This window comes from Marinospirillum alkaliphilum DSM 21637 (assembly GCF_900119735.1).
GTDB lineage: Bacteria > Pseudomonadota > Gammaproteobacteria > Pseudomonadales > Halomonadaceae > Marinospirillum > Marinospirillum alkaliphilum.
In genome coordinates this window covers 125,443-152,042 of record NZ_FPJW01000007.1, presented here as the reverse complement: position 1 = coordinate 152,042, position 26,600 = coordinate 125,443, and the positions used below count along the sequence as shown (strand labels likewise).

Annotated in this window: 26 protein-coding genes; 15 read left to right on the top strand and 11 right to left on the bottom strand. The window is 54.6% G+C overall.

Translation table 11 applies throughout. The features are described from left to right. The first annotated feature begins 46 nt into the window (after window positions 1–46). From BT114_RS10575 to BT114_RS10555, 5 genes are read left to right on the top strand one after another with little or no spacing between them, the layout of a single operon-like run. Window positions 47–1,105: a TRAP transporter substrate-binding protein gene (locus BT114_RS10575; RefSeq protein WP_072326438.1), complete on the top strand. Its 1,059-nt coding sequence runs from the start codon at window positions 47–49 to the stop codon at window positions 1,103–1,105. Between the two features lie 55 nt (window positions 1,106–1,160). Next, window positions 1,161–1,736, top strand: coding sequence for a TRAP transporter small permease (locus BT114_RS10570; protein ID WP_072326437.1), 576 nt, complete (start codon window positions 1,161–1,163; stop codon window positions 1,734–1,736). Between the two features lie 3 nt (window positions 1,737–1,739). Beyond that, on the top strand, window positions 1,740–3,023 hold the full coding sequence (locus tag BT114_RS10565) for a TRAP transporter large permease (RefSeq protein WP_072326436.1): 1,284 nt from the start codon (window positions 1,740–1,742) through the stop codon (window positions 3,021–3,023). Between the two features lie 14 nt (window positions 3,024–3,037). Then, a complete protein-coding gene (locus tag BT114_RS10560) occupies window positions 3,038–3,478 on the top strand; it encodes a universal stress protein (RefSeq protein ID WP_072326435.1) in 441 nt (146 codons plus the stop codon). 52 nt (window positions 3,479–3,530) lie between these two features. Further along, complete coding sequence (locus tag BT114_RS10555; protein WP_072326434.1) at window positions 3,531–5,240, top strand: potassium/proton antiporter; 1,710 nt, start codon at window positions 3,531–3,533, stop codon at window positions 5,238–5,240. Between the two features lie 71 nt (window positions 5,241–5,311). Here the strand turns inward: BT114_RS10555 and BT114_RS10550 are convergent, their stop codons facing one another. Next, entirely contained in the window at window positions 5,312–5,890 is a 579-nt protein-coding gene (locus BT114_RS10550) for a chalcone isomerase family protein (protein WP_072326433.1), read from the bottom strand. A gap of 83 nt (window positions 5,891–5,973) precedes the next feature. Beyond that, complete coding sequence (locus BT114_RS10545; RefSeq protein WP_072326432.1) at window positions 5,974–6,897, bottom strand: hypothetical protein; 924 nt, start codon at window positions 6,895–6,897, stop codon at window positions 5,974–5,976. Window positions 6,898–7,056: 159 nt separating this feature from the next. On the opposite strand from BT114_RS10545, the gene BT114_RS10540 reads away from it, so the two are divergent. Further along, a complete protein-coding gene (locus BT114_RS10540) occupies window positions 7,057–7,506 on the top strand; it encodes a YqaA family protein (RefSeq protein WP_245770432.1) in 450 nt (149 codons plus the stop codon). A gap of 8 nt (window positions 7,507–7,514) precedes the next feature. Here the strand turns inward: BT114_RS10540 and BT114_RS10535 are convergent, their stop codons facing one another. Both BT114_RS10535 and BT114_RS10530 read right to left on the bottom strand, forming a co-directional pair. Next, window positions 7,515–8,126 (bottom strand): thiol:disulfide interchange protein DsbA/DsbL, encoded by a 612-nt coding sequence (locus tag BT114_RS10535; protein WP_072326431.1) that lies wholly within the window; start codon window positions 8,124–8,126, stop codon window positions 7,515–7,517. A 57-nt stretch (window positions 8,127–8,183) separates the two neighbouring features. Next, complete coding sequence (locus tag BT114_RS10530) at window positions 8,184–8,798, bottom strand: c-type cytochrome (RefSeq protein WP_072326430.1); 615 nt, start codon at window positions 8,796–8,798, stop codon at window positions 8,184–8,186. 262 nt (window positions 8,799–9,060) lie between these two features. Here BT114_RS10530 and yihA point away from each other — a divergent pair, with 262 nt between their 5' ends. Continuing rightward, window positions 9,061–9,723 (top strand): ribosome biogenesis GTP-binding protein YihA/YsxC, encoded by a 663-nt coding sequence (gene yihA, locus BT114_RS10525; protein WP_072326484.1) that lies wholly within the window; start codon window positions 9,061–9,063, stop codon window positions 9,721–9,723. Here the strand turns inward: yihA and BT114_RS10520 are convergent. Genes BT114_RS10520 through argH form a run of 5 tightly spaced genes read right to left on the bottom strand, consistent with a single transcriptional unit; the run spans window position 9,677 to window position 14,007 of the window. Next, window positions 9,677–10,366 carry a DUF484 family protein gene (locus tag BT114_RS10520; RefSeq protein ID WP_072326429.1) on the bottom strand — a complete coding sequence of 230 codons (690 nt, stop codon included), beginning with the start codon at window positions 10,364–10,366 and terminating at the stop codon, window positions 9,677–9,679. The two genes, yihA and BT114_RS10520, sit on opposite strands and share 47 nt — an antisense overlap. Further along, entirely contained in the window at window positions 10,363–11,193 is an 831-nt protein-coding gene (gene dapF / locus BT114_RS10515; protein WP_072326428.1) for a diaminopimelate epimerase, read from the bottom strand. Before dapF ends, BT114_RS10520 begins: the two co-directional genes overlap by 4 nt. A gap of 9 nt (window positions 11,194–11,202) precedes the next feature. Then, a complete protein-coding gene (gene lysA / locus BT114_RS10510; RefSeq protein ID WP_072326427.1) occupies window positions 11,203–12,456 on the bottom strand; it encodes a diaminopimelate decarboxylase in 1,254 nt (417 codons plus the stop codon). Window positions 12,457–12,461: 5 nt separating this feature from the next. Further along, window positions 12,462–12,575 carry an LPS translocon maturation chaperone LptM gene (gene lptM, locus BT114_RS10505; protein ID WP_084662151.1) on the bottom strand — a complete coding sequence of 38 codons (114 nt, stop codon included), beginning with the start codon at window positions 12,573–12,575 and terminating at the stop codon, window positions 12,462–12,464. 4 nt (window positions 12,576–12,579) lie between these two features. Beyond that, window positions 12,580–14,007 (bottom strand): argininosuccinate lyase, encoded by a 1,428-nt coding sequence (argH, locus tag BT114_RS10500; RefSeq protein ID WP_072326426.1) that lies wholly within the window; start codon window positions 14,005–14,007, stop codon window positions 12,580–12,582. 356 nt (window positions 14,008–14,363) lie between these two features. Here argH and BT114_RS10495 point away from each other — a divergent pair, with 356 nt between their 5' ends. After that, window positions 14,364–15,710 (top strand): sodium-dependent transporter, encoded by a 1,347-nt coding sequence (locus BT114_RS10495; protein ID WP_072326425.1) that lies wholly within the window; start codon window positions 14,364–14,366, stop codon window positions 15,708–15,710. A gap of 61 nt (window positions 15,711–15,771) precedes the next feature. Here the strand turns inward: BT114_RS10495 and BT114_RS10490 are convergent, their stop codons facing one another. Further along, a complete protein-coding gene (locus BT114_RS10490; RefSeq protein WP_143142822.1) occupies window positions 15,772–16,350 on the bottom strand; it encodes a hypothetical protein in 579 nt (192 codons plus the stop codon). A 116-nt stretch (window positions 16,351–16,466) separates the two neighbouring features. On the opposite strand from BT114_RS10490, the gene BT114_RS10485 reads away from it, so the two are divergent. The 7 genes from BT114_RS10485 to BT114_RS10455 all read left to right on the top strand — a co-directional run bounded on the left by BT114_RS10485 (window position 16,467) and on the right by BT114_RS10455 (window position 24,777). Next, window positions 16,467–18,257: a sensor histidine kinase gene (locus BT114_RS10485; RefSeq protein ID WP_072326423.1), complete on the top strand. Its 1,791-nt coding sequence runs from the start codon at window positions 16,467–16,469 to the stop codon at window positions 18,255–18,257. After that, window positions 18,250–18,873, top strand: coding sequence for a response regulator transcription factor (locus tag BT114_RS10480; RefSeq protein ID WP_072326422.1), 624 nt, complete (start codon window positions 18,250–18,252; stop codon window positions 18,871–18,873). Before BT114_RS10485 ends, BT114_RS10480 begins: the two co-directional genes overlap by 8 nt. Window positions 18,874–18,966: 93 nt before the next feature. Next, a complete protein-coding gene (locus tag BT114_RS10475; protein WP_143142821.1) occupies window positions 18,967–19,605 on the top strand; it encodes a c-type cytochrome in 639 nt (212 codons plus the stop codon). A 13-nt stretch (window positions 19,606–19,618) separates the two neighbouring features. After that, complete coding sequence (locus tag BT114_RS10470) at window positions 19,619–20,617, top strand: c-type cytochrome (RefSeq protein ID WP_072326421.1); 999 nt, start codon at window positions 19,619–19,621, stop codon at window positions 20,615–20,617. Between the two features lie 216 nt (window positions 20,618–20,833). Then, window positions 20,834–22,213, top strand: coding sequence for a GGDEF domain-containing protein (locus BT114_RS10465; protein ID WP_072326420.1), 1,380 nt, complete (start codon window positions 20,834–20,836; stop codon window positions 22,211–22,213). Further along, the gene (locus BT114_RS10460) at window positions 22,210–23,670 is read left to right on the top strand and encodes an ABC transporter substrate-binding protein (protein ID WP_245770431.1); all 1,461 of its coding nucleotides are present in this window, start codon (window positions 22,210–22,212) and stop codon (window positions 23,668–23,670) included. The genes BT114_RS10465 and BT114_RS10460 overlap by 4 nt, the downstream gene beginning before the upstream one ends. 156 nt (window positions 23,671–23,826) lie before the next feature. Further along, window positions 23,827–24,777 carry a PDR/VanB family oxidoreductase gene (locus tag BT114_RS10455; protein ID WP_072326418.1) on the top strand — a complete coding sequence of 317 codons (951 nt, stop codon included), beginning with the start codon at window positions 23,827–23,829 and terminating at the stop codon, window positions 24,775–24,777. A gap of 5 nt (window positions 24,778–24,782) precedes the next feature. On the opposite strand, the gene olsF is transcribed toward BT114_RS10455, so the two are convergent. Beyond that, entirely contained in the window at window positions 24,783–26,498 is a 1,716-nt protein-coding gene (gene olsF, locus BT114_RS10450; RefSeq protein ID WP_072326417.1) for a bifunctional ornithine lipid synthase OlsF, read from the bottom strand. Window positions 26,499–26,600 lie beyond the last annotated feature (102 nt).

Genomic DNA, 26,600 nt, shown 5'->3' with positions numbered 1-26,600 from the left:
GGCAGGTCGTTTGGCGGCCACAACCGCAACAAAAGAGGATACACCAATGATGCTTAAAAAAGTCCTGGCGACTGCCCTGGCTGGGGTCATGCTGGCAGGTTTGGCAGCCTGTGGTGGAGACAAGGATACTGAAACTGCCAGTGCAACCGCTGGAGCTGCCGGCCAGAACTGGCGTTATGCCCATGAAGAGTTTGAAGGTGATGTGCAGGATGTGTTTGCCCAGAAATTCCGGGAATACATTGAAGCCAACTCACCTCACACGGTACAGGTGTTTCGTTTTGGTGAACTGGGTGAGTCTGATGACATCATGGAACAGACTCAGGCTGGCATTCTGCAGTTTGTGAACCAGTCTCCCGGTTTTACCGGATCGCTGATCCCGGAAGCCCAGATTTTTTTCATCCCCTATCTGCTGCCGGTTGAAGATGAGCAGATTGTTGAGTTTTTCCGTTCCAGTGTAGCCATCAACGAGATGTTCACTGAGCTTTATGCCGAGCAGGGGCTGGAGTTATTAACCATGTATCCGGAAGGGGAAATGGTGGTGACTGCGGATACACCGGTGCGCAGCCCGGAAGATTTTCGTGGCAAGAACATTCGCACAATGACCAACCCGTTGCTGGCTGAAACCTATCGGGCCTTTGGTGCCACCCCCACTCCACTGGCCTGGGGTGAGGTTTATGGTGGCTTGCAAACCAACATCATCCAGGGGCAGGAAAACCCGATCTTCTGGATTCAGTCCGGTGGTTTGTATGAAGTATCGCCCAACCTGATTTTCACCGGTCATGGTCAGTTCACCACGGCCATGATGGCCAATCAGGCGTTCTTCAACGGTCTGTCTGCTGAAGATCAGCAACTGGTGCGTGATGCCACGGCCCATGCCTTTGATTACATCACCGAGTATGTACCGGGTCTGGGTGACCGGATGCTGGAAAAAATCCTTGAAGCCAGTGATCAGGTGACAGTGACACGCCTGACTGCGGAAGAACGTCAGGCTTTTATGGATCGAGCCCCTCAGGTGGAAGCCCGCTTCATTGAAATGACGGGTGAGCGCGGTGCAGCCCTGCTGGAGCAGTTCAAGGCTGACCTGGAAGCAGTGGTTGGTGAGTGATCTGATGGAGTGATTTGCCTGGCCAGGGATGGCCGCCGAATGAGGAAACTGCCTGATGAAGGATGATTTGCCTGCCGCACACCGGTCGGCGCTGCCGGGTTTGCTGGGCATTGTTGATACGGCCATCAGCAAGACCGAGGCGGTGATTCTGGCGCTGGGTGTACTGCTGATGGCACTCAATACCATCGCCAATGTGGTGGGACGGTTTGTGTTTGGCGAAAGCCTTTTTTTTGCCGAGGAAATCAATCGCATCCTGATTGTGATGATCACCTTTGCCGGTATCGGTTATGCCGCACGCCATGGTCGGCACATCCGTATGTCGGCCCTTTATGATGCCTTGCCGGTGGAAGTACGACGTTACCTGATGATCACGATTGCCTTTTTCACTTCGGCAGTGATGTTTTTTCTCTGCTGGTTTGCGATCGGTTACATCCAGAGTGTTCATGGCACCGGGCGAGTCTTGCCTGCACTGAGCATTCCGGTGTACCTGATGTACCTGTGGGTGCCACTGGGGTTTATTGTCACCGGAGTGCAGTACTTCATGACCGGGGTGAAAAACATCCTGTCCCGGGATGTTTATCTGTCCACCCACGTGCTGGACGGTTATGAAGACAGCGAGCAGGAGGTCTGAGTCATGATGACACTGATGCTGGTGGCCATGGTAGTGCTGCTGTTGCTGGGCTTTCCGATGATGATTCCGCTGATTGTGGCAGCACTGATCGGCTTCTACATGATGTTTGACGGCTTTGGTCAGATGAACACCTTCATCCAGCAGATGATGGGAGGCATCCGACCGGCGGCCCTGATTGCAGTACCGATGTTCATTCTTGCAGCCGACATCATGACCCGTGGGCAGTCAGCCAGTCGACTGATCAATATGGTGATGGCATTTATTGGTCATATCAAGGGTGGTCTGGCGGTCAGTACCGCTACCTCTTGCACCTTGTTTGGTGCCGTCTCGGGATCCACCCAGGCGACCGTGGTGGCAGTGGGTTCACCCTTGCGTCCACGCATGTTGAAGGCCGGTTACAAGGACTCCTTCACCCTGGCGTTGATCATCAATGCCAGTGATATTGCTTTTCTGATTCCACCCAGCATCGGCATGATCATCTACGGGGTGATCTCGGGTACATCCATCGGCGAGTTGTTTATTGCCGGGATTGGTCCGGGACTGCTGATTCTGGCGATGTTTTCGGCCTATTGCATTGCCTATGCCATCATCAACAAGGTGCCCACCGAACCAAAAGCCAGCTGGAAGGAGCGGCTCACAGCCGTGCAGCAGGCGCTCTGGCCACTGGGTTTTCCGGTGATCATTGTTGGTGGTATTTATGGTGGCGTGTTCAGCCCGACGGAAGCGGCTGCTGCCTGTGTGTTGTATGCCGTGGTGCTGGAGTTCATTGTTTTCCGTTCACTGAAACTGATGGATATCTATCGCATTGCCAAGTCCACCGGCTTGATCACCGCAGTGGTGTTCATTCTGGTGGCGGTGGGCAACGGCTTTTCCTGGATCATTTCCTTTGCACAGATTCCACAGGCGATATTAGGCGGGCTGGGAATTAATGAGGCAGGTCCAACCGGTGTGTTAATTGCCATAGCGGTCGCCTTTTTCATTGCTTGCATGTTTGTGGATCCGATTGTGGTGATTCTGGTACTGACCCCGATTTTTGCGCCAGCCATTGCCGGAACCGGACTTGATCCGGTACTGGTGGGTGTATTGATCACCCTGATGGTGGCTATCGGTTCGGCCACACCACCTTTTGGTTGTGACATTTTCACCGCCATTGCCATATTCAAGCGCCCCTACTGGGAGGTGATACGCGGCACACCACCCTTTGTATTGATGCTGGTACTGGCAGCGGCGCTGATTATCATCTTTCCACAGATTGCATTGTTCCTGCGTGATCTGGCTTTCAGGTAATCGAGGAGTGGTCGATGTTCAAGCGTATCCTGGTGGCTGTGGATGGATCGGAGGGAGCACTCAATGCGCTCGAAAAGGCGGTTGAGTTGCAGAAGCTGACGGATGCGGAAATTCTGGTGTTGTGTGTATACAAGCATCACAGTCTGTTTGAGGCATCCCTGTCGATGGTGCGACCGGACAATGTTCAAATCCCGGATGATGCCTTGCGGGAATATGCCACCGAGGTGGCAGAGCAGGCAAAAGCGCAGGCAAAAAACAAGGGTGCCAGCAAGGTGCGTGCCTTTGTGAAAGGTGGTCGCCCGTCAAAAATGATTGTGCGTTTTGCCGAAAAAAAGGAAGTGGATCTGATCGTGGTGGGTTCACGAGGCACCAACGGTGATGTCGAAGGTTATTTTCTTGGCAGTGTCTCCCAACGGGTGGCCAGCCGCGCAAAATGCCCGACGCTGGTGGTCTGAAGAAAATATGGCACAATGGCTGAACCGCTGATCATCCGGATGCCCTGCACCTGTGGATAACCTGAATAGCATTTTTCTGATTGCTTCCCTGCTGTTGTGCCTGAGCATTGTTGCCAGTGTTATTTCAGCACGAGTGGGCATGCCGCTGCTGCTGCTGTTTCTGGGCGTAGGCATGCTGGCCGGAGAAGATGGTATCGGGCTGGACTTTGCCAGCTTTGAAGCTGCATATGTGATTGGCCATCTGGCCCTGGCAGTGATCCTGCTGGACGGTGGCATGCGCACCCAGATGAAAACCTTCCGGGTGGGTTTGAGACCGGCCCTGTCGCTGGCCACTCTGGGTGTGGTGGTTACCAGTGGCCTGACCGGGCTGCTGGCGATGTGGATTTTTGATCTGACCCTTTTGCAGGGATTGCTGGTTGGTGCCATTGTAGGTTCAACCGATGCTGCGGCAGTTTTTTCGATGCTGGGTGGCAAGGGTGTGCACCTGAACGAGCGGGTCAGTGCCACGCTGGAAATTGAATCCGGCACCAACGACCCGATGGCCATTTTCCTGACCATTACCCTGATCACCCTGTTGACTCAGGAGGTGGCTGATCCACTCAGTGCCCTGCTGATGTTTGTGAAGCAGTTTGGTATTGGGCTACCACTGGGACTTGCTGGTGGCTGGTTGTTTGCCTGGGTACTGAAAAAACTCCAGTTACCAACGGGCCTGTATCCCTTGTTGGTAACCGGTGCCGGGCTGGGATTGTTTGCCACCACCAACCTGTTGGGGGGTAGTGGTTTTCTGGCGATTTATCTGGCTGGCCTGATGATTGGTAATAGCCGTTCGGCCAAGTTGCAACACATACTGCCGGTGCATGATGGTCTGGCCTGGTTAAGCCAGATCGGCCTGTTTTTGATTCTGGGACTGTTGGTCACTCCCCATGAGATGCTGGCCACCGCCTTGCCCGCCACGTTGCTGGCGCTGGGTATGATTCTGATCGCTCGTCCACTGGCGGTATTGATCTGTCTGAAGCCCTTTTTCAGTTTCAACTGGCGTGAACTGGCTTTTATTTCCTGGGTGGGACTGCGGGGTGCGGTGCCCATTGTACTGGCCATTTTTCCGGTGATAGCCGGGGTTGAGGATGCCGGGCTCTATTTTAATATCGCCTTTTTTGTGGTGCTGATTTCTCTGCTGATACAAGGCACCAGTCTGCCCTGGGCCGCCAAACGGTTAAAGGTTGAAGTCCCCGCTGAATTTATGCCAAAGCGCCGTAGTCTGCTGGGTGTGTTTGCCGAGGATGACTATGAGGTGTTTGTTTATTCGGTGAAAAGTGAAACCCTGGATGGCGTGGAGCTCAGGCGTTTACGCTTTCCTTCAGGAGCCAGGATCGGTGCCTTGTTCCGAGATCATCAGTTGATTCACCCGTCGGGCAGTACACGGCTGCAACAGGGTGACCAGCTTTGTATTATCGGGCGGGAAGCAGATCTGCCGGTGTTCAGCAAGATGTTTAATGAAGAACCCCAGCCCAGCAAGGAAAAGGCGCGCAGTTTTTTTGGCGATTTCACCCTGTCTGGTGATGCGCCGCTGAAGGATGTTGCCGATCTTTATGGTCTGACCATCAGTCCTGATCAGGCCAGTCTGACCCTGGGTGAGCTGTTGACGCGGCGTTTTGGTGGCCACCCGGTGGTGGGTGACCAGATGGAGTGGCACGGCATTCGCTGGGTGGTGGTGGCTGTGGATGGTGACCACATCACCCAGGTGGGTTTAAAGCCGCTTTGATTCTCTGGCACCTGAACAGGCTAGCTGCTGGTTTTGTGGTGATGTGCTTAACTGAGTGGGGTCGTGCGTGATTAACCACCCAGCAATGCCTGTTTTAATCGCTCATCTCCGGGGTTTTCACCCAGCCAAATGGCAAACAGGGCACGTGCCAGTCGTTCATCACTGAAACGCCCCAGCGCTTCACCATTCAGATTCAGGCTAATGCCCTGATCGGGAAACCAGGTCAGGGCATAACGATCACCGGGTTGTACGTCCTGGTAAAGCTCAAGAAAAGCTTCCAGGTCGGCTTCGATGGCAGCATAGGTGGCCTGATCGGTATTGCTTCTGACACCGTCCCTTGTGGCCTTGGCAAAACCGCCGGCTTTAATGGCGTGGAAGTATTCAATTTCCAGGTGTTTGCCACCACTCATGTCTTCAGCAGCCAGGCTGGTATCGGTCTGATAAAAGGCAGCCACATAAGCCTTGATGACCCAGCGGTAACGCAGCAACCCATAACCCTGCAGCTGCAAAGTGGGAGAGGTATTCAGCTGACTGGCAAAGCTGACCCCTTCAATCTTGACTGAAGCCTGGGCAGAAGTGGCTGCCAAAACCAGCCAGGCAGCCAGAAACAATGAAACGGTGAAGTATGGGATTTTATTCAACCAGTGCATACAACGACTCCTCAGGATCAGTTGTGTTGTAAGGCTTCCGTTGTTACAGACCGCTGAAGGGGCAGAAAGTGCCGGGGTGGCCTCTAACCCTGGTCGCGAGGAGTGAAAAGGGTGGGATCTGGTTCCTGTGCTGCTTTTGGTGACTCCTTTTGTTCAGCAGGAGCAGCAGTATTGTCTTTCTGGGCCTGTTGCTGGGCTTTTTCTTCCAGCAACTCGGGATCAAAATCCATGGATTCCACGAACTTGTCTTCTTTTTCCTGTTGCAGCAACTCCTGATAACCACGCAGGGCTTCCACCATGTATTCATGGTAAGCACGGGTATCCTGCAGGGTGCGCAGGTTGGCTAACAGGGTGTGCTCTTTGGACATCAGTGCCAGGCGTTTGAATTTACGGGCACCCAGACGCGGATTAAACTGAACCAGTGGATAAATGCGGTGCATGTAACCCTGACGACCCTCCAGGTTGCGGATGTATTCGATCAGATCGCGCTTCAGGCGTTTGCGTTGAGTGACCAGATTGGGATAACGGTTCAGTGACGGGAAATAGGACATCATGCCCGCACCATGGGTTAACCAGAGCACAAAGGCAATACCACCGGCAATGCCACCTACCCAGGGGCTGGTCAGGCTGAGCAGGCTGGCTAAAAACAGGAACAGGGCTGAACCCAGTGCAATAAACCAGAGGGTGCGCGCACGTTTGGCGGCATAAAGTTCGTGATCGGTGGGGTAGTCAACCAGAGACAGCAGGTCGTAATCCAGCCCTTCAAGTTCGGCGTAAAGGGCGCGGCGCTCTGCTTCAAGGCGCTCTTTTTCTACCCGCTCTCGCTCTTCGATTTTTTTCAGCCGCTCTTCTTCTTCCCACAGCAGGCGTTCCTTTTCTCGGGCAGCACGACTTTCCTTGGCTTCTTCAGAATGGGTTTTCTGATTGTTAGCCCAGGATTCCTGTTCATTCTGTGCCCTTCCACTCTGGGAAGCGCTTTGTCCATGATTATCGTCTGATATATTCACAGCAAGACCACTGTGTGCCTGAGGGTTGGATACTCATAATAGTGTTTATATGCTCGTTTGTCCGTTTCAAGCTGTAACCCTCTGCCATCCCTTGATGCCCTTCTGTATGATTCCCTGCAACGATTGCTAGTTTTTACGGTCTTTTACAGGTTTTTTCAAGTGTCTGAAGCATTTTCTGGAGAACAAGGCCTGTTATGGGTCTTTCTGGTGGGTTTTTTATCGGCAACCCTGCTGCCGGGTGGTTCCGAAGCACTGGTTGTGGCCCAGTCATGCAGTGGTCAGGTGTTGTGGGCATTGTGGCTGACGGCCAGTGTCAGTAACACCCTTGGTTCTTTTGTGAACTGGGGGATGGGGCGCTGGTTGCTGCATTATGAAACCCGCCGCTGGTTTCCGGTAAAGCCCCATCAACGCCTTAAAGCAGAGCGCTGGTTTGCACGCTGGGGCAAGTGGTCCCTGTTTCTGGCCTGGTTGCCAGTGGTAGGTGATCCGTTAACCTTGGTGGCGGGTGTGTTGCGTGTGCATTGGTTAACTTTTTTGTTGCTGGTGGGTGCTGGCAAAGCCCTGCGTTATGCGGTGGTGCTCGGGCTGGCAGGGCTGGCCGGATGCTGAGGGGGGTGTTAACGGCTGGCGCGAACCTGTTCAATCACCTGGTCGGCCACCTTGAGCATGTTGGGCAGGCTGCCCGCTGATTGACCATCAATCACATAACGACCATCAATCACCAGTGCCGGTACACCGGTTACCCGATAACCACGCAGGCGAGCGGTGTCCTGGCGCAGGCGGCTTTCCACCCCAAAACTCCTGTAAAGGCGCTCGGTGTCTTCTGCCTTCACACCATAACGCTCAAAAAATTGAGCCATGGCACGAACACTGCCCAGGTTGTTTTGTTTCTGGTGGATTTCATCAAACAGGGCCATGTGAGCCTGCTCGGTGATGTCCAGCGCATCCATGATGTAATAACCGCGTGCCAGATGCTCCCACTGGCTGTTAAAAGCTGCCGGCAGGTGCACAACTTCTACATCAGCAGGCAATTTGGCAGCCCAGGCTTCCAGTTGCGGTTCCAGCTGATAACAGAAGGGACAGGTATAAGAAAAAATGGATGTGACTTCGATTTTGCCAGATGCAACCTGAGTGGGTACACGCTCATTCAGGGTACGGTAACTTTGGGCAAGCAGGGTTGTGCTGGTAAGTAGCAGAACCAGCAGCAGGGTTCGAAAAAGCCGGGTCATGGGGTGTTTTCTCCAAAAAGCAAAAAGGGGCTTTACGCCCCTTTTCTGATTCACCGCTTAGCGGTTGGTTCCGTGCAGGCCATACATATAAGAAGCAACAGCTTCCATTTCTGCGTCACTCATTTTTTCAGCAATCAGACGCATCATGGCATTGGGGTCGTTGTCACGAGTACCATTGCGGAAGGCTTTCAACTGATTAACAGCGTAGGTCGGGTGCTGACCGGATACAGCCGGGAAGGCTGCCGGGCCGTTACCGCCACCGTTGGGCAGGTGGCAGGCGGTGCAGGCTGGAATGCCTTTGGCCAGATCACCAGCGCGGTACAGGTCGCGGCCACGCTCAGCCAGGGCAGGATCAGCCTGACCCAGGTTGGCAGGCTGCTGGCGATAGAAGGCAGCAATGTCACGAATGTCCTGATCGCTCAGGTTGTCAACAATGCCCACCATTTCTGGTACTGCGCGGCGGCCATCGCGGATATCAATGGTCTGTTTAACCAGATAGTTAAAGCCCTGTCCGGCCAGGTTTGGCCAGTTGGGAACCATGCTGACGCCATTGGCGCCATGGCAGGCAGCACAAACAGCAGCTTTCTGCTCACCGGCAACAGGGTCGCCAGCTGCGTGAACCAGGCCGGTGATACCGACAGTGAGGGTCAGACCTAACAGTAGTTTTTTCATCGTTCATCCAGTCTCATCATTGGCTAGTCTTGAAAATCTGTCGTCCGTTGACCGGCACCAGCATCGCGCCTGTGGACGTCGGGTGATAAACTGATCACCACAAAAAGTTTCCGCATTATAGCTAAGGCTTGCGTCAACTGGAATGCCGCAGCTCTAATCCCTTTTGTTTAATTCCCCTGTTTGATGGTTCCCCATGCGCCCGGTTAAGAAAAAAAAGCCCCAGCAGAAAATTATTTATCAACCGGCTTCACGCCCACCCGTGATGCCCCAGCCTAAGCACTATGCGGCGGCCAGCTTTTTAATCAGCGCCCAGACGCTGGCGCAATGTCCGCCGGATGAGGGCTGGGAGATCGCTTTTGCCGGTCGTTCCAATGCCGGTAAGTCCAGTGCGCTGAATTGCCTCACCTCTTCACGCCTGGCCCGAACCAGTAAAACCCCTGGGCGAACCCAGTTGATCAATTTTTTTCAGATTGATGAGCAGCGCCGCTTGGTGGATTTACCCGGTTATGGTTATGCCAAGGTGCCTGAGGCGATGCGTCGGGAGTGGGGCAGACACCTGGGCGATTATGTCAGTCAGCGCCAGTGTTTGTGTGGCGTGGTGGTGATGATGGATGTACGCCATCCCCTGACGGAGTTTGATCATCAGCTGATGGAAGTGGCGGCCAGTCGTAATCTGCCAGTGCATATCCTGCTGACCAAGTCCGACAAACTCAAGCGGGGGCCGGCTGCTCAGCAGTTGCAGACGGTGCGGAATGAATTAAAACTGTTGAATGGCCAGTTTACTGTGCAGTTGTTTTCTTCCTTGAAACAGGAAGGCATGGCAGAGGCCTGGCGAGTGCTGGATGACTGGCTGGAGCTGCAGGTGGAAGTGCCTGACGTCAGTCAGGACGAAATCCCAGCCGATCCCTCGATAGCAGACGACTGATCACCGCGCAGAGGTGTTCTACAAAGAGGGTGTCCTGCTGGCGAAAATGCTGTACTGATGGGTGTGCCAGTACCAACAGGCCCAGGGTGCGAGTGTGGCTGAGGCGGCAAAGGATGGCTGAGCCGCTGGTCATGCCATCCAGGCCCAGCAGGCTGGTTACGCCTGGCTCCAGGGTCAGGCTGCGGGCCTGGTGCTGGCCCAGCAGATCCAGTTGCTGCTGTTGCTGTTGTTCACTGGCACGCGGCAGGCTGCTGAGGTTGGTATAACTCCAGAGCTGGATGCGTGGAATATCAAAGTCCTGCTGCAGTTGTTCCTGCAGCAGGCTGACCAGCTCTTCAGTGTTGTTGGCCTCCACCAGTTTAACCAGCAGGCGCTCTACCCTTTTTAAACGTTTTTCATTGTCACGGGCATTGTTGAGCAACTGCTGGTAGCGCTGTTGTTGATCTTTCAGATTCTGACGCAGCAGTTGCAACTGATACAGCAGCAAGGACTCACTGTCACCACAGGCATGCTCCAGTTGCATGTTGCACAGCAGCTGTTCACGACCCAGAAAAAAGTCTGGGTGATCTGCCAGCCAGCTTTCAATCTGTTCCGCTTCCAGTGCTGTGTCGGTGGATGCCAGCGCCTTGTCTGCTCTGTTCATAAATGCAGATGTCCTTCAAAAACCTTCTGGGCCGGGCCGGTCATCATCACCGGGTGACCTTCGCCCTGCCATTCCAGTTGCAGATGACCGCCGGGCAGCTGCATCTCCACACGCGAGTCAAACCAGCCTTGCAGCCGACCATAAACCATGGCGGCGCAGGCACCAGTGCCACAGGCCAGGGTTTCACCAACACCCCGCTCAAAAACGCGCAAGCGCCCCTGATTACGGGAGACCACCTGCAGGAAGCCGGCATTAACCCGTTTTGGAAAGCGAGGGTGGTTTTCAATTTGCGGGCCTAACTCGGCCACCGGTGCATGGGCAACATCATCAATCCGAAGTACCGCATGGGGATTACCCATGGAAACCGCGCCCACTTCCAGAGACTGTCCGGCTACTTCCAGTGGATAGCTGATGGCCTGATGTTCTGCTGCAAAGGGGATCAGGTCTGGCTGTAGTCGCGGTACACCCATGTCGACGGTTACCAGTCCCTTGTCATTGATCAGCAGGATCAGTGGGCCGCCGGCCGTTTCGACCTGCAGGCGATTTTTATTGGTTAGTTTGCGATCATGGACAAACACGGCAAAACAGCGGGCACCATTGCCGCAGTTTTCCACTTCCGAGCCATCCGCGTTGTAAATCCGGTAACGGAAGTCGGCATCCGGGGTGGTGGGCACCTCAACCGTCAGCAACTGATCAAAACCAACACCAAAATGCCGGTCGGCCAATCGACGGATCTGTTCCGGCCGCAGGCGAACCTTCTGGCTGATCAGATCCAGCACCATGAAGTCATTGCCCAGCCCATGCATCTTGGTGAAATGAAGCAGCATGGATAACCCTCACTGACCCGGCAGGGTGAATTCACCTGCCATCTGTTGTTCGTAACTTTCGCGCTGGCGCACCAGGTAACGCTCACTGCCATCCACCATCACTTCAGCGGGGCGATTGCGGCTGTTGTAGTTGGAGGCCATGGCAAAACCATAGGCACCGGCAGAGCGTACAGCCAGCAGGTCACCGGGTTTGAGAGTCAACTCACGATCCTTGCCGAGAAAGTCTCCGGTTTCACAGACCGGCCCGACAATATCCCAACTGCGTGTGGTGCCATCGGGGTGTTCAGTGACCGGAATGATGGCCTGCCAGGCATTGTAGAGTGCCGGGCGCAGCAGGTCGTTCATGGCGGCATCAACAATGGCAAAGTGCTTTTCCTGGCCTTCTTTCAGGTATTCCACCCGGGTGACCAGAATGCCGGCGTTGGCGGCAATGGCGCGGCCGGGCTCAAATACCAGCTCAAACTGACGGTTGCCCAGTTTCTGACGCAGGGCTTCAATATAGGTGGTTGGCAGGGGCGGCGTTTCATCGTTGTAACGCACACCTAGGCCGCCACCCAGATCCAGGTGGCGGATGTGAATGCCGTCTTCTGCCAGTTGATCGATCAGCACCAGCAGCCGATCCAGGGCATCCAGGAAAGGGTCAATCTGGGTGATCTGTGAGCCGATGTGGCAGTCGACACCAACCACTTCAATGTGCTGCATGGCTGCTGCCTGGCGATAAACTTCACGCGCCAGCTCAAAACCGATACCAAACTTGTTGGCTTTTAAACCGGTGGAAATATAGGGGTGGGTTTTGGGATCAACATCTGGATTCACCCGGATGGAAACCGGTGCCCGCAGCCCCATTTCCTCAGCGATGCAGTCAATGCGCTGCAGCTCGGGAATGGACTCGACATTAAAACACTTGATGCCAACGGATAGGGCGCGGCGGATTTCACCAACCTGTTTGCCAACACCGGAAAATACCACTCGGGCCGGATCACCACCGGCAGCCAGCACCCGCTCCAGTTCACCGGCAGAAACGATGTCAAAACCGGCACCCATGCGTGCCAGCACATTCAGCACACCCAGGTTGGAGTTGGCCTTCACGGCATAACAGATCAGATGCGGCTGATTGGCCAGCGGGTCAGCATAAGCACGGTAATGTCGCTCCAGGGTGGCGCGGGAATACACATAAAGCGGGGTGCCGAAGGCTTCAGCCAGTTCTTTGACGCTCAGGTCTTCAGCAAAGAGTTGGCCATTGTTGTAATTGAAAAAATCCATGGTGATCAGACTCGTGCATCAGGGGTTGGAAGACTGGCCGCAGGCGGCAGGTAAAGGTCACCCTTCTGGCCGCAGGCAGCCAGAAGCAGCAACAGCAAAAACAGTGGCAGCAGTCGCATGGTTTTAACCTGCACGCTGACGCAACAGGTTGCGGGCGCGCACTGCAGCAGCACGCACCTGCTCCGGTGCGGTGCCGCCCAGGTGGTTACGGGCCGCAACCGAGCCTTCCAGCGTCAGTACCTCAAACACATCGGCACCGATGATGTCTGAAAACTGCTGCAGTTCCGCCAGTGTCATGTCAGCCAGATCGCGGTTCTCCGCCACACCAAAGGCCACTGACTTGCCGACAATTTCATGGGCATCCCGGAAAGGCACACCCTTGCGCACCAGATAATCAGCCAGATCGGTGGCGGTGGCAAAACCACGGCGGGCTGCTTCGTGCATCACTTCACGGCGTGGTTCAATGGCTGGCACCATGTCGGCAAAGGCACGCAGGCAGCCTTTAACGGTGTCGATGGCATCAAACAGTGGCTCTTTATCTTCCTGGTTGTCCTTGTTGTAAGCCAGTGGCTGGGACTTCATCAGGGTCAGCAGGCTCATCAGGTGGCCATACACCCGTCCGCTCTTGCCACGCACCAACTCAGGCACATCCGGGTTTTTTTTCTGCGGCATGATGGAGCTGCCGGTGCAGAAGCGGTCCGGCAGGTTGATGAAGTTGAACTGGGAGCTGGTCCATAACACCAGTTCCTCACTCATGCGTGACAGGTGCATCAGCAGCAGGCTGGCAAAGCTGCAGAATTCGATGGCAAAGTCCCGGTCGGAGACGGAGTCCAGTGAGTTTTCGGTGGGGCGCTCAAAACCCAGTAATTCGGCCGTCATCAGCCGGTCAATCGGGTAGGTGGTGCCCGCCAGTGCGGCAGCGCCCAGCGGCAGGATGTTGACCCGCTTGCGGCTGTCGATCAATCGCTCGTAATCCCGCTGCAGCATTTCATTCCAGGCCAGCAGATGATGACCAAAGGTGACTGGCTGGGCGGTCTGCAGGTGAGTGAACCCTGGCATGATGGTATCGGCTTCACGGCTGGCCAGATCAATCAGACCGGTTTGCAGACGCGTCAATTCGGCAGCAATGGTGTCAATTTCATCACGCAGGTACAGGCGCACATCGGTGGCCACCTGGTCGTTGCGTGAGCGGCCGGTGTGGAGTTTTTTACCGGTGATGCCGATGCGGGCGGTCAGGGCGGACTCAATGTTCATGTGAACATCTTCCAGTTTCACTGACCACTGGAATTCGCCACGTTCAATCTCGGCGCGGATGTCCTTCAGGCCCTGCACGATGGCATCCCGCTCCATTTCGGTCAGCACACCAACCTTGGCCAGCATGGTGGCATGGGCAATGGAGCCTTCAATGTCGTGATGATAGAGGCGCTTGTCAAAATTAACCGAGGCGGTGAAGCCTTCCACAAAGGCATCGGTTGGTTCGCTGAAGCGCCCTCCCCAGGGCTTTTCGGTTTCAGTGGCAGGGTTCTGCTCAGGGGCGCTGGGCTGCGTCATGAATCGGTTACTCCGGAAAACGGGATCAATAAAATAATGGAACCAAGTTTACCAGAGGGTTACAGGGAAAGTCGTCTTTTCAACGCCGTTTCAGGTGACCCGAACGCCTGTTTGGGGCAAAATGCCCGCCATTACTTTCCAACCGGTCAGATCGATCAGCCGGAAAGTTGCAGGTGCCGGTTTATCCGCTGGTACCGCTGACTGTTTGCAGCAGTGATCCTGCCAGACCTTCTGTTGTCTCAAACCCCGGAGGCAACTGATGTTTTCTGTTGGTTTCTGTCTGTGTTGGATCCAGTCAGTGGTGGTGGATCAGCAGGCCTGAAATCAATAAGAAACGGGGTCTTGAGGTTTTTTACATGACAACTGCAAACAAGGTGCATGCCCAGTGGTCGTCCCGCATGGGTTTTGTGCTCGCCGCCACAGGCTCGGCGGTGGGTCTCGGTAATATCTGGAAGTTTCCCTACATGGTCGGCGACAGTGGCGGTGCTGCTTTTGTGCTGATCTATCTGGCCTGTATTTTTCTGATCGGTCTGCCGATTCTGGTCGGTGAATGGCTGCTGGGCCGTCGTGGCCAGAAAAACCCCATCCACACCATGCAGCAACTGGCTGCAGATAATCATCGCAGTCGCGTCTGGGTACTGGTTGGTCTGGGTGGTGTGCTGGCGGCTTTCCTGATTCTGTCCTTCTACAGTGTGATCGGTGGCTGGTCGCTGGCCTACATCAAGGATGCTGTGACCGGCAACTTCAGTGGTCAGGACGGTGATGGCATTGGCGCCATTTTCGGTGGTCTGCTGGCCAGCCCCGGACTGCTGATTTTCTGGCACAGCCTGTTCATGCTGATCACCATCGGCATTGTGGCCCGTGGTGTCACCGGTGGTCTGGAAGCGGCTGCCCGCACCCTGATGCCTGCACTGGGTGTGCTGCTGGTGTTGCTGGTGATTTACGGCATGACCACCGGCGGTTTCATGGATGCACTGGCATTCATGTTCAAACCTGACTGGTCACAATTGAATGGTGGTATTGTTCTGGCAGCACTGGGCCATGCCTTTTTCACCCTGTCACTGGGCATGGGCATCATGATGGCTTACGGCTCTTACCTGGGTGAAGATGTCAGCCTGCTGCAGTCAGCCCGTACTGTGGTGATCATGGATACAGTGATTGCACTGGCGGCCGGTCTGGCCATTTTCCCGATTGTATTTGCCAATGGCCTGGATCTGGGTCAGGGCCCCGGCCTGATTTTTGTCACCCTGCCGGTGGCATTTGGCAACATCACAGCTGGTTGGCTGGTGGGTGTGGCGTTTTTTGTGCTGCTGACCTTTGCCGCTATCGCATCAGCCATTTCTCTGCTGGAGCCAGTGGTGGAGTTTGTTGAAGAGCGCACACCCTTAAGCCGCATGGGCGCCACCCTGGTTTCCGGTGTGGCTGCCTGGGCGCTGGGTATTCTGGCGCTGCTGTCCTTTAATGTGCTGAGTGACTTCACCCTGCTGGGGCTGGGTATTTTTGATCTGCTGGATACCCTGACCAGTAAGTTCCTGCTGCCACTGACCGGCTTGGGTGTGATCCTGTTTGTGGCCTGGTGTCTGGACAAGGAGCAGGTGCGTCAGGAACTGGGGCTGGATATTTACGACTTCAGCCTGTGGAATCTGATTGCCCGTTACATTGCACCGATTGGCGTATTGGTGGTGTTTTTCGCCAACCTCTGAGGCGTGTCTGAAATACAGAAAAGGCCGGATGATCCGGCCTTTTCTGTTACTGTCAGTTGCTTTAATAACCGCGGGGAAACTGGCAGCGCAGCTCACCCCTGATCAGTCGAGCAGAACGGATGGACTGGGTTTTGCCGCGACGGTATTCACTTTCGGTCCCTGCCATCACCGAACAATCACGCTCCACCGGACGACAGATTTTCACGGTCAGGCCATCAAAACTGGCCGTGCCACGCGATTGTTGTGTCGGTCGGTCGGCACGTGGAAACAACACTTCCCGTGTTTCACCGCGCACCAGCTCAAATGCCATGGGCTGGGCCGGGTGCCAATCACTGCTGGTGTAGGTCTGGCCATTGCTGACACTGCACTGGATGATGTCACCAAAACGTGGATTCTGGCGGATGCGTTCCAGCTCTGCCTGGTGGGCCAGCTCCTGCAGGCGTCGGGCTTCGGCCTGATCAGCACGCCGTTGTCGTTCAATTTCATCCAGTCGGGCCTGCTGCATGCGGGCTTCATGTTGCTGTTGCTGGCTCATCTGCTGCCAGTCGCCATCCTTGATGCCCAGCGGGTGGGTGGTCGCACAACCGACCATGAGTAAAGTGGTGAATATCAGCAGATTCCGATAGAGTGATCCTTTCAAACTGACCTCCAGTTTCTGGGTGCGGGTGGAATGCAGCCCCATCTTCCATAGGGTGTTGGTGCAAGTCTCGCATCACTTTGTTTTTTTCTGTAAGTTGGTATTGTAACGGGAGAAGCATGAAACGGACTTCGGTTGGTCTGGTTGCCTTGATGCTGTTGTTGTTATCTGTTGGGTTGCAGGCCAGGGATTTGTATCTGGGTGTGCTGGATTGGCGAGATGCACCTGATGGACTGGAGTCCTGGCAGCCGACCCTGGACGCTTTGCAGCAGGGGTTGTCGGGTTATCAGTTGCACCTGCAAATGCTGGATCTGTCTGCCTTGCAGCAGGCACTGGCAGTTGGGCAGCTGGATTTTGTGATCACCAACCCCGGTCATTATGTTGAACTCAGTCGTGATTATCCCCTGGCTCCTCTTGCCACTCTGCTCAACCCCTTGTTTGATCCTCCCCACCAGGCTGTCGGGTCGGTGGTGCTGGTTCGCCGGGATGCTGCCATCCATGGATGGCAGGATTTAAGGCAGCGACGAGTGGCTGCAGTTTCTCCTCAGGCTTTTGGTGGTTATCAACTGATTCGTGACCAGCTGGAGCAGCGGGGCCTGAATGCCGAGCAGCATATTGGTGAGTGGTTATTCACCGGTTACCCGATGGAACAGCTGTTGCTCTTGCTGCAATCCGGTGAAGTGGATGCAGTGGTACTGCGCAGTTGCCTGCCGGAAACACTGATAGCTGAAGGGCGTCTGGATGCTGACTGGTGGCGGGTGCTGGAGCCGCAAAAGGTTGATGGCTACCCTTGCCAGCTGTCCAGCGATCTTTATCCTGACTGGCCGTTTCTGAGTGTTGGTATCCAGCCACCGGACCTTTTACGGCAAGTGGTGGTGGCGCTCTTGCAGACCCATTCCGAACAGGGTTTGCCGGAATGGTCAGCGCCCTTGTCTTACCAGCCTGTTCATACTCTGTTTGCACGCCTGCGTCTTGGCCCTTATGCCGGGTTTTCAGGTCATTCATTGTTGGCGCTGATCCATACCTACCGCTATTTCCTGTTGTTCCTGGTGATATTGTTTGTTGCCGGTTTGGCACATTATCTGCGGGTGCAGGTGTTGATTCGCCGGCGGACTGCCGAGTTGCAGCTGGCCATGCAGCAATCCCGGGAGCGTCAGCAGGAGCTGACCCACCTTTCCCGCTTTTCGTTGATGGGTGAGTTGGCGACCGGTCTGGCACATGAGCTGAACCAGCCGCTGACAGCCATAGTGAATTATGCACAAGGCAGTCAGCGCTTGTTGCAAAAGCTGCCTGCAGACGCCATTCAGCAGCAGCTGCATGATGCTGCACGGCACATGGCTGCCCAGGGTGAGCGGGCAGCAGAAATCATTCGTCATCTGCGAGGGTTTTTACGCAAGGAAGTCCCGCAATCCGAGTGGCTGGATCCGGATCAGGTGTTTTGTGAAGCCATCGAACTCATGGAAGGTCGCCTGCGTCAGACCGAGGTAAAGGTTGATTGGCAGTTGTGTGGTGCGCTGCCCCTGATACAGGTTAGCCGCGTTGAGCTTTTGCAGGTGCTGATCAATCTGTTAGCCAATGCGGTGGATGCCATGACTCAGTTGACTGCTGCCCGGCGAACCTTGCTGCTCAGCAGTCGCCTGACGGCTGAAGGCAATATTCAACTGGATGTTGAAGACCATGGAGAAGGGCTGAACATGGAAGTGCAACAGCGACTGTTTGAGCCTTTTTTCACCACCAAGGCGAGTGGCATGGGACTGGGTTTGAGCCTCTGTCTTAACCTGATCGAGCAGATGGGTGGCCAGTTGTTTCTGTTTAACCGTGAGATGGAAGGCTGCTGCGCAAGGATTCAGTGGCCTGCGGATGCATTCGCCGGGATGAAGCGAGAGGATGGGGAGCACAAAAATGACTGATGCCACTGCAGCAAAGGTCTGGATTGTGGATGATGATCAGCAGGTCAGGGAGTCCCTGGCCTGGTTACTGGGCACTGTGGGTCTGACCGTCTGCCTGTGCAGTGATGGAGCGGACTTTCTGGCTCAGTGGCAAAGTGGCCAGCCGGGATGTGTTTTGCTGGATGTGCGCATGCCGGGTCAGAGTGGACTGGAGTTGCAGCGTACCCTGCAGCAGGATCCGGCAGCACCACCAGTGATTCTGATGAGTGGCCATGCTGATGTGGGGATGGCGGTGAAAGCCATGAAGGATGGTGCCTGTGACTTTTTTGAAAAACCCTTTAATGACCAGCATCTGATTGATGCACTTCAGCAAGCCGTGGCGCTGCATCAAACCCGACTGAAGCAGTTGCATCAGCAACAGCACAGCAAACAGCAGCTGGCAACCCTCACATCCAGAGAGCAGGAGGTCATGGAGTGCCTGGTGCAGGGGCTCCCGGCCAAGCTGATTGCTGACCATCTGGGCATCAGCCCAAAAACAGTTGATGTGCATCGCCACAACCTGATGAAAAAGCTTTCTGTTACCTCGGTGCCTGAGCTGATCCATCTGCTGGTGCGAACGGGTAGGGAAATCCTTTAGTGGTGTGAGGATACTGCTGATACCGCGAATACCTTGCAAACATTAAGGTTGCTCCTGTCTGCATTCAGCAGAAAAAGGAAGAAGGGACAGCCTATGAAAACCCCAAGAAAAACTTTATTGATGATGAGCCTGCTGCTCAGCATGCCACTGTTTGCCGGCATCGAAGGCGATGCTGAACGAGGCAGGACTGCAGCAGCGGTTTGTGCTGCCTGTCATCAGGCCGATGGCAGTGGTATGCACATCCCCGGCGGTGAATCCTGGCCGCGTCTGGCGGCAATGGATGCCGGATACATGTATCGACAACTGGTCGACTTTCGTGAAGGTCGTCGCACCAACGCCAGCATGATGCCTTTTGCTGCCATGCTCACCGATCAGCAGTTGAAGGATGTCTCTGTTTATTACAGTCAACTGCCCGCTACACCCGGCCAGGGTGGCAAGGATGCCGCAGCTGATTTGCTGAAACTGGGACAGCGACTGGTTGAACAGGGTGACTGGGAGCGCTACATCGTTCCTTGTGGCAGTTGCCATGGCCCGGCCAGCCAGGGTGCCGGTTCCAACTTCCCCGGGATTGCCGGTCAACATGCCGGATACATTGAACGGCAACTGCTGGACTGGAAGCAGGGCAAGCGCGACAACGATCCGCAGCACCTGATGCTGGCCATTGCCGAGCGCATGACTGAGCAGGATATCCGGGCAGTGGCTGCCTGGTTATCCACCTTGCCTGCCCAATAAACGGAGAAGCGCCATGAAAACCAATCGATTCCAATGGCTGCTGGTCGGCATGCTGGCCAGCTGCGTGATTCTGCCGGTACAGGCTGAGCAGCAACTGCGTTTCCCGGTTAACCCGCCGCAGCCCAGAGAAGGCCAGCTGCTGCATACACCACCCACCATGGATGATCTGGAAGCAGCTCGCATGCACCCTGAGTTGAAGCGGGTGATTCGCCGTGGTCATGACCTGTTCATGAATACTCAGCAACTGCGTGGCAAAAACGTTTTTAATGATATGAACTGCAGTTCCTGCCACATGGGTGAAGGAAGGATGCCTTTTGCTTCACCGGTATGGCCTGCAGCGGTTGTACTACCCAATTACCGCCCCAAAAATGACCATGTCAATAATCTGGAAGAGCGTATTGCCGGTTGTTTCAGCTACTCCATGAATGGCATTCCGCCAGAGTACGGCAGTGATGACATGGTGGCGCTGGCTGCTTATCACCAGTGGCTGGCCAAGGGGGTGCCGATTTATCAGTTGGGTGACTATTATGGTCGTGGTTATCCGATAGACCAGCCGTCGCAGGAGCCTTCCCATGAGCGGGGGCATGCACTTTATGAAAATAACTGTGCCATTTGCCACAGCAGTGATGGCAGTGGCATGCGGGTCAAGGGTGAGACTCATTTTCCGGCCGTCTGGGGTGACCTGTCTTATAACTGGGGGGCCGGAATCATTCGCAACTTCACCCTGGCGGGATTCATTCACCACAATATGCCGCTGGGGCAGCCTTATACCATGAGTGTGCAGGATGCCTGGGATATTGCGGTATACATCAACAGTCATGAAAGACCGCAGGACCCACGTTATGAAGGTGATGTCAGAGCGACACGTGCACGTTATCTGGAATCTTTTCACAAACACGGCTTTTATGGCACGGAACAGCAGGGGCGCCTTCTGGGTGATCATCGCAACACGGGTGAAAAACCCATCCTGAAACCTGAAGTGCTGAGAGCGCGTACCTTCACACCGCAGTGAACAGTCCATTTATCTGGTCGGATGCAACCCTCTGTCAATCAAATCTGACAGGGGGTTGGCCGTTCTGGTTTAAGCTAAACGCTACAAGACTAAACATTTGGTTGAGAATCACAGATTTCTGCTATGGTTATTTGATTCAGTGAAAATACAATAAAAACAAAACACAGCCTCTTGTGCTCCGGCACCAGGGCAAGTCAGTAAAAGAGACTTAATGGAATGAGGAAAAGCCCAGGCCTGACTGGTAGAACCCTGTTGCTGACACTGTTGACCACAGCAGTGAGTCTGGCTGCCATTTTGCTGGCGCTCTTTTCTTTCTCCCAGTACCGCAACACCATCACCCACCTGTCCCAACAGCAGATCAACACCCTGTTGACTGCGACTCGCCTGGTGCAGCAGACCGAAGGCCTGATGGGTAGCAGTGCGCTCTTGCTGCAGGCAGAAAATCATTTTAATCGCCGTCGTGCGATGTTTGAAATTGCTGATCGCAAGGAGTGGATCGGGCGGATGGTGGCGGAGCTGGAATCAAATCTGGATGGTGGTGAAGCCTTTGCACGTATTTATCAGGTTCGTGATCAACTGATTGATAATCTGACCAAGGTTGACCAACTGGTTGCACAGCGAATCAATTTGCGTGCTGATGTGTTTCATGGTGAATCTTCAGATCCGGATCGGCTTCAGTCACTGCAGCTGATTGAAGCAGAAATTGGTGAGTTATTACGGGAAAACCGCCGACTGGCTACAGAGTTGAGTGTGGCAGTGGGTTTTCATGTCAGTGCCATTCGCTCGGAAATACAGGACTCGGTACAGCAGGTTAACAGTGCCATTGCCACCCGCGAAGGCCTTTTGCTGGTGGCGGCGGTCATCGCGCTGTTGCTGATGCTGACCACGGTTTTTTATATCAACCGCTCCGTGGTGCGCCGGGTGGTGGCGTTGCAAAAAGCCCTCAGTCAGGATCGTTTGTTGCCCGCCGACATTCCGGTGGGTGGGCGTGATGAAATCACCTGGATGGCCCAGTCAATTCAGCGTTATGTCGACAAGATCAACCTGCATGAAGCGCGCATCCTGTCGATGAACCGTGAGCTGGAGTTTATGGCCACCCATGATGCCCTGACACGCCTGTCGAACCGCCATCAGTTTGAGCGGGATCTGGAGCGTCTGGAAAGGGATGTTGGTAAACATCAGGTCTGTGCCGTGATGGTGGATATTGACCACTTCAAGCAGGTGAATGATCGTTTTGGCCATGATGCCGGTGATCAGGTGATCATTGGTTTTGCCAGCCGCCTTCAGGAAGCTTTGCCAGATCAGGTGCTGTTGGCCCGTTATGGTGGTGAAGAGTTTGCGATGTTGTTTCCCGATACACCGCTGGATGGTGTTGTCAGGCATCTGGAGCAGGTGCGTCAGCAAATTGAACGGCTGCCTTTTGAATTGGGTGGCCAGCTGCTGACCATCACGGCCAGTTTTGGTGTGGCCGCCTGTGGTGTTGGTGATCTGAGTGGTTGCATGAAGCGGGCTGACCAGGCCCTTTATCAGGCCAAAGCAAGTGGTCGTAATCGTGTGGTTGCAGCAATGGCTGAATGCCAGGAGGGGCAAGCATGAACAGGGGCGTTTTATTGCTGTTATGGTGTTTGTTGCTGTCCGTTGAATTGATGGCAGAGCCATTACGAGTCGAGCTGCATCTGCGTCCACCTCACCTGGACCCGACCCGCACCCCCGCTGCAACCCTGGCTGAGGCCACCTACAACAATATCTTTCAGGGACTCACCCGGATAGACCGGGATGGGCAGGTGCAACCCAATCTGGCGCATCGTTGGCAGGTTGCTGAGGATGGGCTGAGCTGGACCTTTGAGCTGCAGCCAGGGGTGGTATTCCATGATCTGCGCAGTTTTAATGCTGAAGTGGCTGCCTGGAGTATCCGGCGTATGCTGGACCCTGCCGCAGGTAACCCGCAGCGCCACCTGTTTGGCAGTATTCGTGAAGTGGAAAGTATCAATGCTTCACGCCTGAGGCTGCACTTGCACCATCCGGATGGCCTGCTGCCTTTTCGTTTGGGTCTGTCAGCCGCCGTGATGGTACACCCTGAAACCGCTGCACAGAATCATCAGCACCCGGTAGGAACTGGGCCTTATCACTTTGTATCCTGGGATGAGGTCGGATTAAGGGTTAGTGTATTTCGTAATTACTGGGGCGTTTTACCGAGTATTCATGACGCACTCTTCACCTTCACCTCCAATCGATTGGAACTGGAAGCCGGATTGCTGGAAGGCCGTATCGATCTTTATCCCAATGTCAGTGCGCTGTCCGCCAACGTGCAGTTATCGGAACGGACGGACTATGTGATGCAGGATGGTCTGAGTGAGGGGCAGGTGTTGCTGGTGTTAAATCACGCACATCCGGCTTTGCAAGATGTGAGGGTCAGACGTGCCTTGACTCATGCCGTGGATCGCCAGGCGCTGTTATCCATTTACCCGCAGACCAGTCCACCGTTAATTGGCAGTCACTTTTCACCCCGGCACCCTGCCTATGTCGACCTGAGTGATCTGTATCCTCATGATCGACAACAAGCCCGTGTCCTGTTACAGCAGGCGGGCTATGCCGAAGGTTTGCAACTGCGCATGATGGTGCCACCACCCTTGTATGCCAGAGAAAGCAGTCTGTTGCTGGCGGATGCCCTGGAGCAGGTAGGGATAGACATTGAATTGATCAGAATGGACTGGTCAACCTGGCTGGAACAGGTATTTCTTCAAAGGGATTATGATCTGACAGTGATTGCCCATGTTGAGCCTTTTGATATGGATATTTATGCCCGGGATGATTATTACTTTAATTACCGGAACCCGGCATTTAACCAGCTTTGGCAGAAAATAGAGCAGGCTGTGGATGAGCAGCAGCGCAACCAGTTGTTGCAACAGGCCCAGAAGCTGCTGGCCGAAGATGCGGCCCAGGTGTTTCTGCACATCAAGCCTCAACAGGCGATACGCAAAAAAAATCTCCAGGGTAGCTGGTTGCACGCCCCGGTACCGGCGGTGATTCTGGAAGAGCTTTATTGGCGGTGAATCATGATCAGAAACCGACAAAATGTTGCAAAGGCACAAGTGGCTCCGTTGCTTTCTTGATGTAATGGCATGATTAAAAAGCGTTTTTCTGATTGTTAAGGACTGGCACACATTTCGCTTGAATGACTGCATCCTCTGAAAACAGACAGGTGCAGCATGGCCCGACAACTGCTGGTTCGCGTGACCGACAAATATCCCATTGCAACCGATACTGTTGCCATTGAACTGGCGGCGGAAGATGAGCTCTTGCCCCCTTTCACCGCTGGGGCTCATATTGATGTGCATCTGGGGGGTGGGCAGGTGCGTCAGTATTCACTGGCCAATGATCCGGCTGAAAGCCATCGTTACCTGCTGGGGGTATTAAAAGCGCCGAATAGCCGTGGTGTATCCCGTGCACTGCATGACCAGTTACAAAAAGGCATGCTGTTGCGCATTGGTGAGCCGCGTAATGTTTTTCCCCTGCGGGAGGATGCATCCCACAGCCTGTTGATTGGCGGTGGCATTGGCATCACACCCATGCTGACCATGGCCTGGCGCCTGTTGGCGCTGGGCCGCTCCTTTGAGCTGCATTTGTGCAGTCGCAGTGCGGATCGTGCTCCTTTTGCCAGCCAGATTCTGAACTCACCTTTAGCGCCTTTTTTTCACCTGCATCTGGATGATGATCCAGGCCTGTCACCTTTGAATCTGGCAGCAACCTGTGCTGCAGCACCGGAAAATACCCATCTGTATGTTTGTGGTCCGGCAGGGTTCATGGACTGGGTTGAACAGCAGGCTGCTGAACATTTGCCGACCGCTTGTATTCACCGAGAACATTTTGATACTGCCCCCGAGTTGTTAACCAATCCTTCGTTCAGAGTGAAGTTGCAGCTTTCAGGGCTGGAGCTGGAAGTACCACCTTCCATGACGCTTTGGGATGTATTGGCGCAGCAGGGTATTCACCTGCCGCGCAATTGCCCGAAAGGCATGTGTGGTGCCTGTCGGGTCAAGGTGCTGGAAGGTGAGGTGGATCACCGCGATCAACTCCTGCCCCAGGATGATCGCGATGAGGGTTGGATGTTGCCTTGTATTTCGAGGGCTGAGGGTGGTGTGTTGTTGCTGGATCTCTAGCCGTTTCACAGCGCGGTCAGGTAACGATCGCGTTTTTTCTGTTTGATCTGATCCACTTCAACCAGCACCAGTCCGTCAATGCAGTAGTTAAACGCTGCATCCACACTGAAGTCCAGGAAGTGCACACCACCTGGCTCGCAGAGTTCGGTGTAGTGTTTGTAAAGGGTTGGCACGGTGACACCATAACAGGCCAGGCGTTGTTTCAGTGCCATGAAGTCTGTGCGGGCGCATTTGAAACCAAACAGCTCCATCGCCTCGGTACGACCAGCATCACTGACCAGATAAGGTGCCTTGGCTGATGCCAGATGACTGGTCTGGCCATAATAATAACGGTAGAAAATCACCAGTAAATCCCGCGCTGCGGGTGGCAGGGCATTGGAGATGGAGACCGGTCCCAGCATCCAGCGGATGTGAGGGCGACTGCGCAGATAGGCACCAATGCCTTGCCAGAGGTAATCAAGGCTGCGTTTGCCCCAGTAGCGAGGCTGCACAAAGCTGCGACCCAATTCAACGGCCTCGGCCAGTTTTGGCAAGAGTTCTGGCTGATGGTTAAACAGGCTGGCGGAATACAAGGATTCCAGCCCTTTCTGCTGTAATAAGGGTCCGCATTCTGCCAGGCGGTATGCACCAACAATTTCCAGGTTTTCTTCACTCCATAACACCAGTTGCCGGTAATCCCGATCATGCCTGTCCAGATCACGTTTTTCACCGGTACCTTCACCGGCTCGACGGAAAGTCAGCTCTCTCAAGCGACCAATTTCACGCAGCAGCGCTGAATCTTTACGGTAGTGGGCCAGATGAATGGTGTAACCATCGGCGGTGCGTCCCAGGTACTCTGCCTGCTGTAACTCCTCACGTAATTTCAGCGGTGGCTCCGGGCGGGCGATGGCGCGTGCGGTCGCAAACAGCGACTTTTTATGGGTGGGCAGTCGATACACCTGCTTTTTTAACAGGCGGATGCAGGTTTTTAATGGCAGCCCGGGTTGGTCAAAACTTTCCAGTGGAATCAGGTCGCCAATTCTGACCGGCAAATCCCTGGCTTGCTGACGGAACATTTCCTTCACCAGCATCAAGCCACCCAAGGGGCGATACAGCAGGGACAGTGAATAAAACAGTGCCGAGTTGTGGCAACCTAAATGGATGGGTAACAAGGGGCTGTTGGTTTTGCGGGCAAAGTGCATAAATCCCTTGTGCCACTCACTATCACGTATGCCGGTTGGTGTGATGCGGGAAACTTCCCCGGCTGGAAACACGATCACTGCCTGCTCCTGCATCAGGGCTTCAGTCACCTGTTGCAGTGACTGGCGGTAACTTTTCTGGCCGAGAATATCCACCGGCAGCAACAGTGGGCGTAGTGGCTCAAACTGCCACAACAGATCGTTGGTCACTATTCGCACATCAGGGCGAACCTCGCCAATCAGTTTCAGTAACACCAGGCCATCCAGAGTGCCCAGCGGATGATTGGCCACAATCACCACCCGCCCTTCAGCAGGGATACGTTCCTTGTCCCTTGCTGAAACCAGGTAGCTGAACTGGAAGTGCTCCAACACCCGATCCACAAATTCAAAAGGGCCCAGTTGACCATGAGCATCCAGAAAACGGTTGATTTCACTTTCGTGGAACAGGTTTTTCAGCAGGGAGAGCAGCGGTTGGCGAATGATGGCAGGTTTGCGATCCAGAGCCGGGTATTTGTTACGAGTCAGTTGTTCAACATCAATCATGGTGCACCTCCGTTGTTTGCCGCAGGCTAGGCTCCTGTCATGACGCCAGCATGGCAAAAGCGTGACACCCGGATGACGTCACACAAGCTTCAACACCTCGCC

Bases quoted from the DNA above. Each gene is read 5' to 3' on its own strand.
- BT114_RS10560 (WP_072326435.1), top strand. From the start codon at position 3,038: ATGTTCAAGCGTATCCTGGTGGCTGTGGATGGATCGGAGGGAGCACTC.
- BT114_RS10470 (WP_072326421.1), top strand. From the start codon at position 19,619: ATGAAAACCAATCGATTCCAATGGCTGCTGGTCGGCATGCTGGCCAGC.
- BT114_RS10480 (WP_072326422.1), top strand. From the start codon at position 18,250: ATGACTGATGCCACTGCAGCAAAGGTCTGGATTGTGGATGATGATCAG.
- BT114_RS10575 (WP_072326438.1), top strand. From the start codon at position 47: ATGATGCTTAAAAAAGTCCTGGCGACTGCCCTGGCTGGGGTCATGCTG.
- BT114_RS10485 (WP_072326423.1), top strand. From the start codon at position 16,467: ATGAAACGGACTTCGGTTGGTCTGGTTGCCTTGATGCTGTTGTTGTTA.
- BT114_RS10520 (WP_072326429.1), bottom strand. From the start codon at position 10,366: ATGAACAGAGCAGACAAGGCGCTGGCATCCACCGACACAGCACTGGAA.
- argH (WP_072326426.1), bottom strand. From the start codon at position 14,007: ATGACGCAGCCCAGCGCCCCTGAGCAGAACCCTGCCACTGAAACCGAA.
- BT114_RS10465 (WP_072326420.1), top strand. From the start codon at position 20,834: ATGAGGAAAAGCCCAGGCCTGACTGGTAGAACCCTGTTGCTGACACTG.
- lptM (WP_084662151.1), bottom strand. From the start codon at position 12,575: ATGCGACTGCTGCCACTGTTTTTGCTGTTGCTGCTTCTGGCTGCCTGC.
- BT114_RS10530 (WP_072326430.1), bottom strand. From the start codon at position 8,798: ATGAAAAAACTACTGTTAGGTCTGACCCTCACTGTCGGTATCACCGGC.
- BT114_RS10460 (WP_245770431.1), top strand. From the start codon at position 22,210: ATGAACAGGGGCGTTTTATTGCTGTTATGGTGTTTGTTGCTGTCCGTT.
- BT114_RS10475 (WP_143142821.1), top strand. From the start codon at position 18,967: ATGAAAACCCCAAGAAAAACTTTATTGATGATGAGCCTGCTGCTCAGC.
- yihA (WP_072326484.1), top strand. From the start codon at position 9,061: ATGCCCCAGCCTAAGCACTATGCGGCGGCCAGCTTTTTAATCAGCGCC.
- BT114_RS10570 (WP_072326437.1), top strand. From the start codon at position 1,161: ATGAAGGATGATTTGCCTGCCGCACACCGGTCGGCGCTGCCGGGTTTG.
- BT114_RS10550 (WP_072326433.1), bottom strand. From the start codon at position 5,890: ATGCACTGGTTGAATAAAATCCCATACTTCACCGTTTCATTGTTTCTG.
- dapF (WP_072326428.1), bottom strand. From the start codon at position 11,193: ATGCTGCTTCATTTCACCAAGATGCATGGGCTGGGCAATGACTTCATG.
- olsF (WP_072326417.1), bottom strand. From the start codon at position 26,498: ATGATTGATGTTGAACAACTGACTCGTAACAAATACCCGGCTCTGGAT.
- BT114_RS10455 (WP_072326418.1), top strand. From the start codon at position 23,827: ATGGCCCGACAACTGCTGGTTCGCGTGACCGACAAATATCCCATTGCA.
- lysA (WP_072326427.1), bottom strand. From the start codon at position 12,456: ATGGATTTTTTCAATTACAACAATGGCCAACTCTTTGCTGAAGACCTG.
- BT114_RS10565 (WP_072326436.1), top strand. From the start codon at position 1,740: ATGATGACACTGATGCTGGTGGCCATGGTAGTGCTGCTGTTGCTGGGC.
- BT114_RS10495 (WP_072326425.1), top strand. From the start codon at position 14,364: ATGACAACTGCAAACAAGGTGCATGCCCAGTGGTCGTCCCGCATGGGT.
- BT114_RS10535 (WP_072326431.1), bottom strand. From the start codon at position 8,126: ATGACCCGGCTTTTTCGAACCCTGCTGCTGGTTCTGCTACTTACCAGC.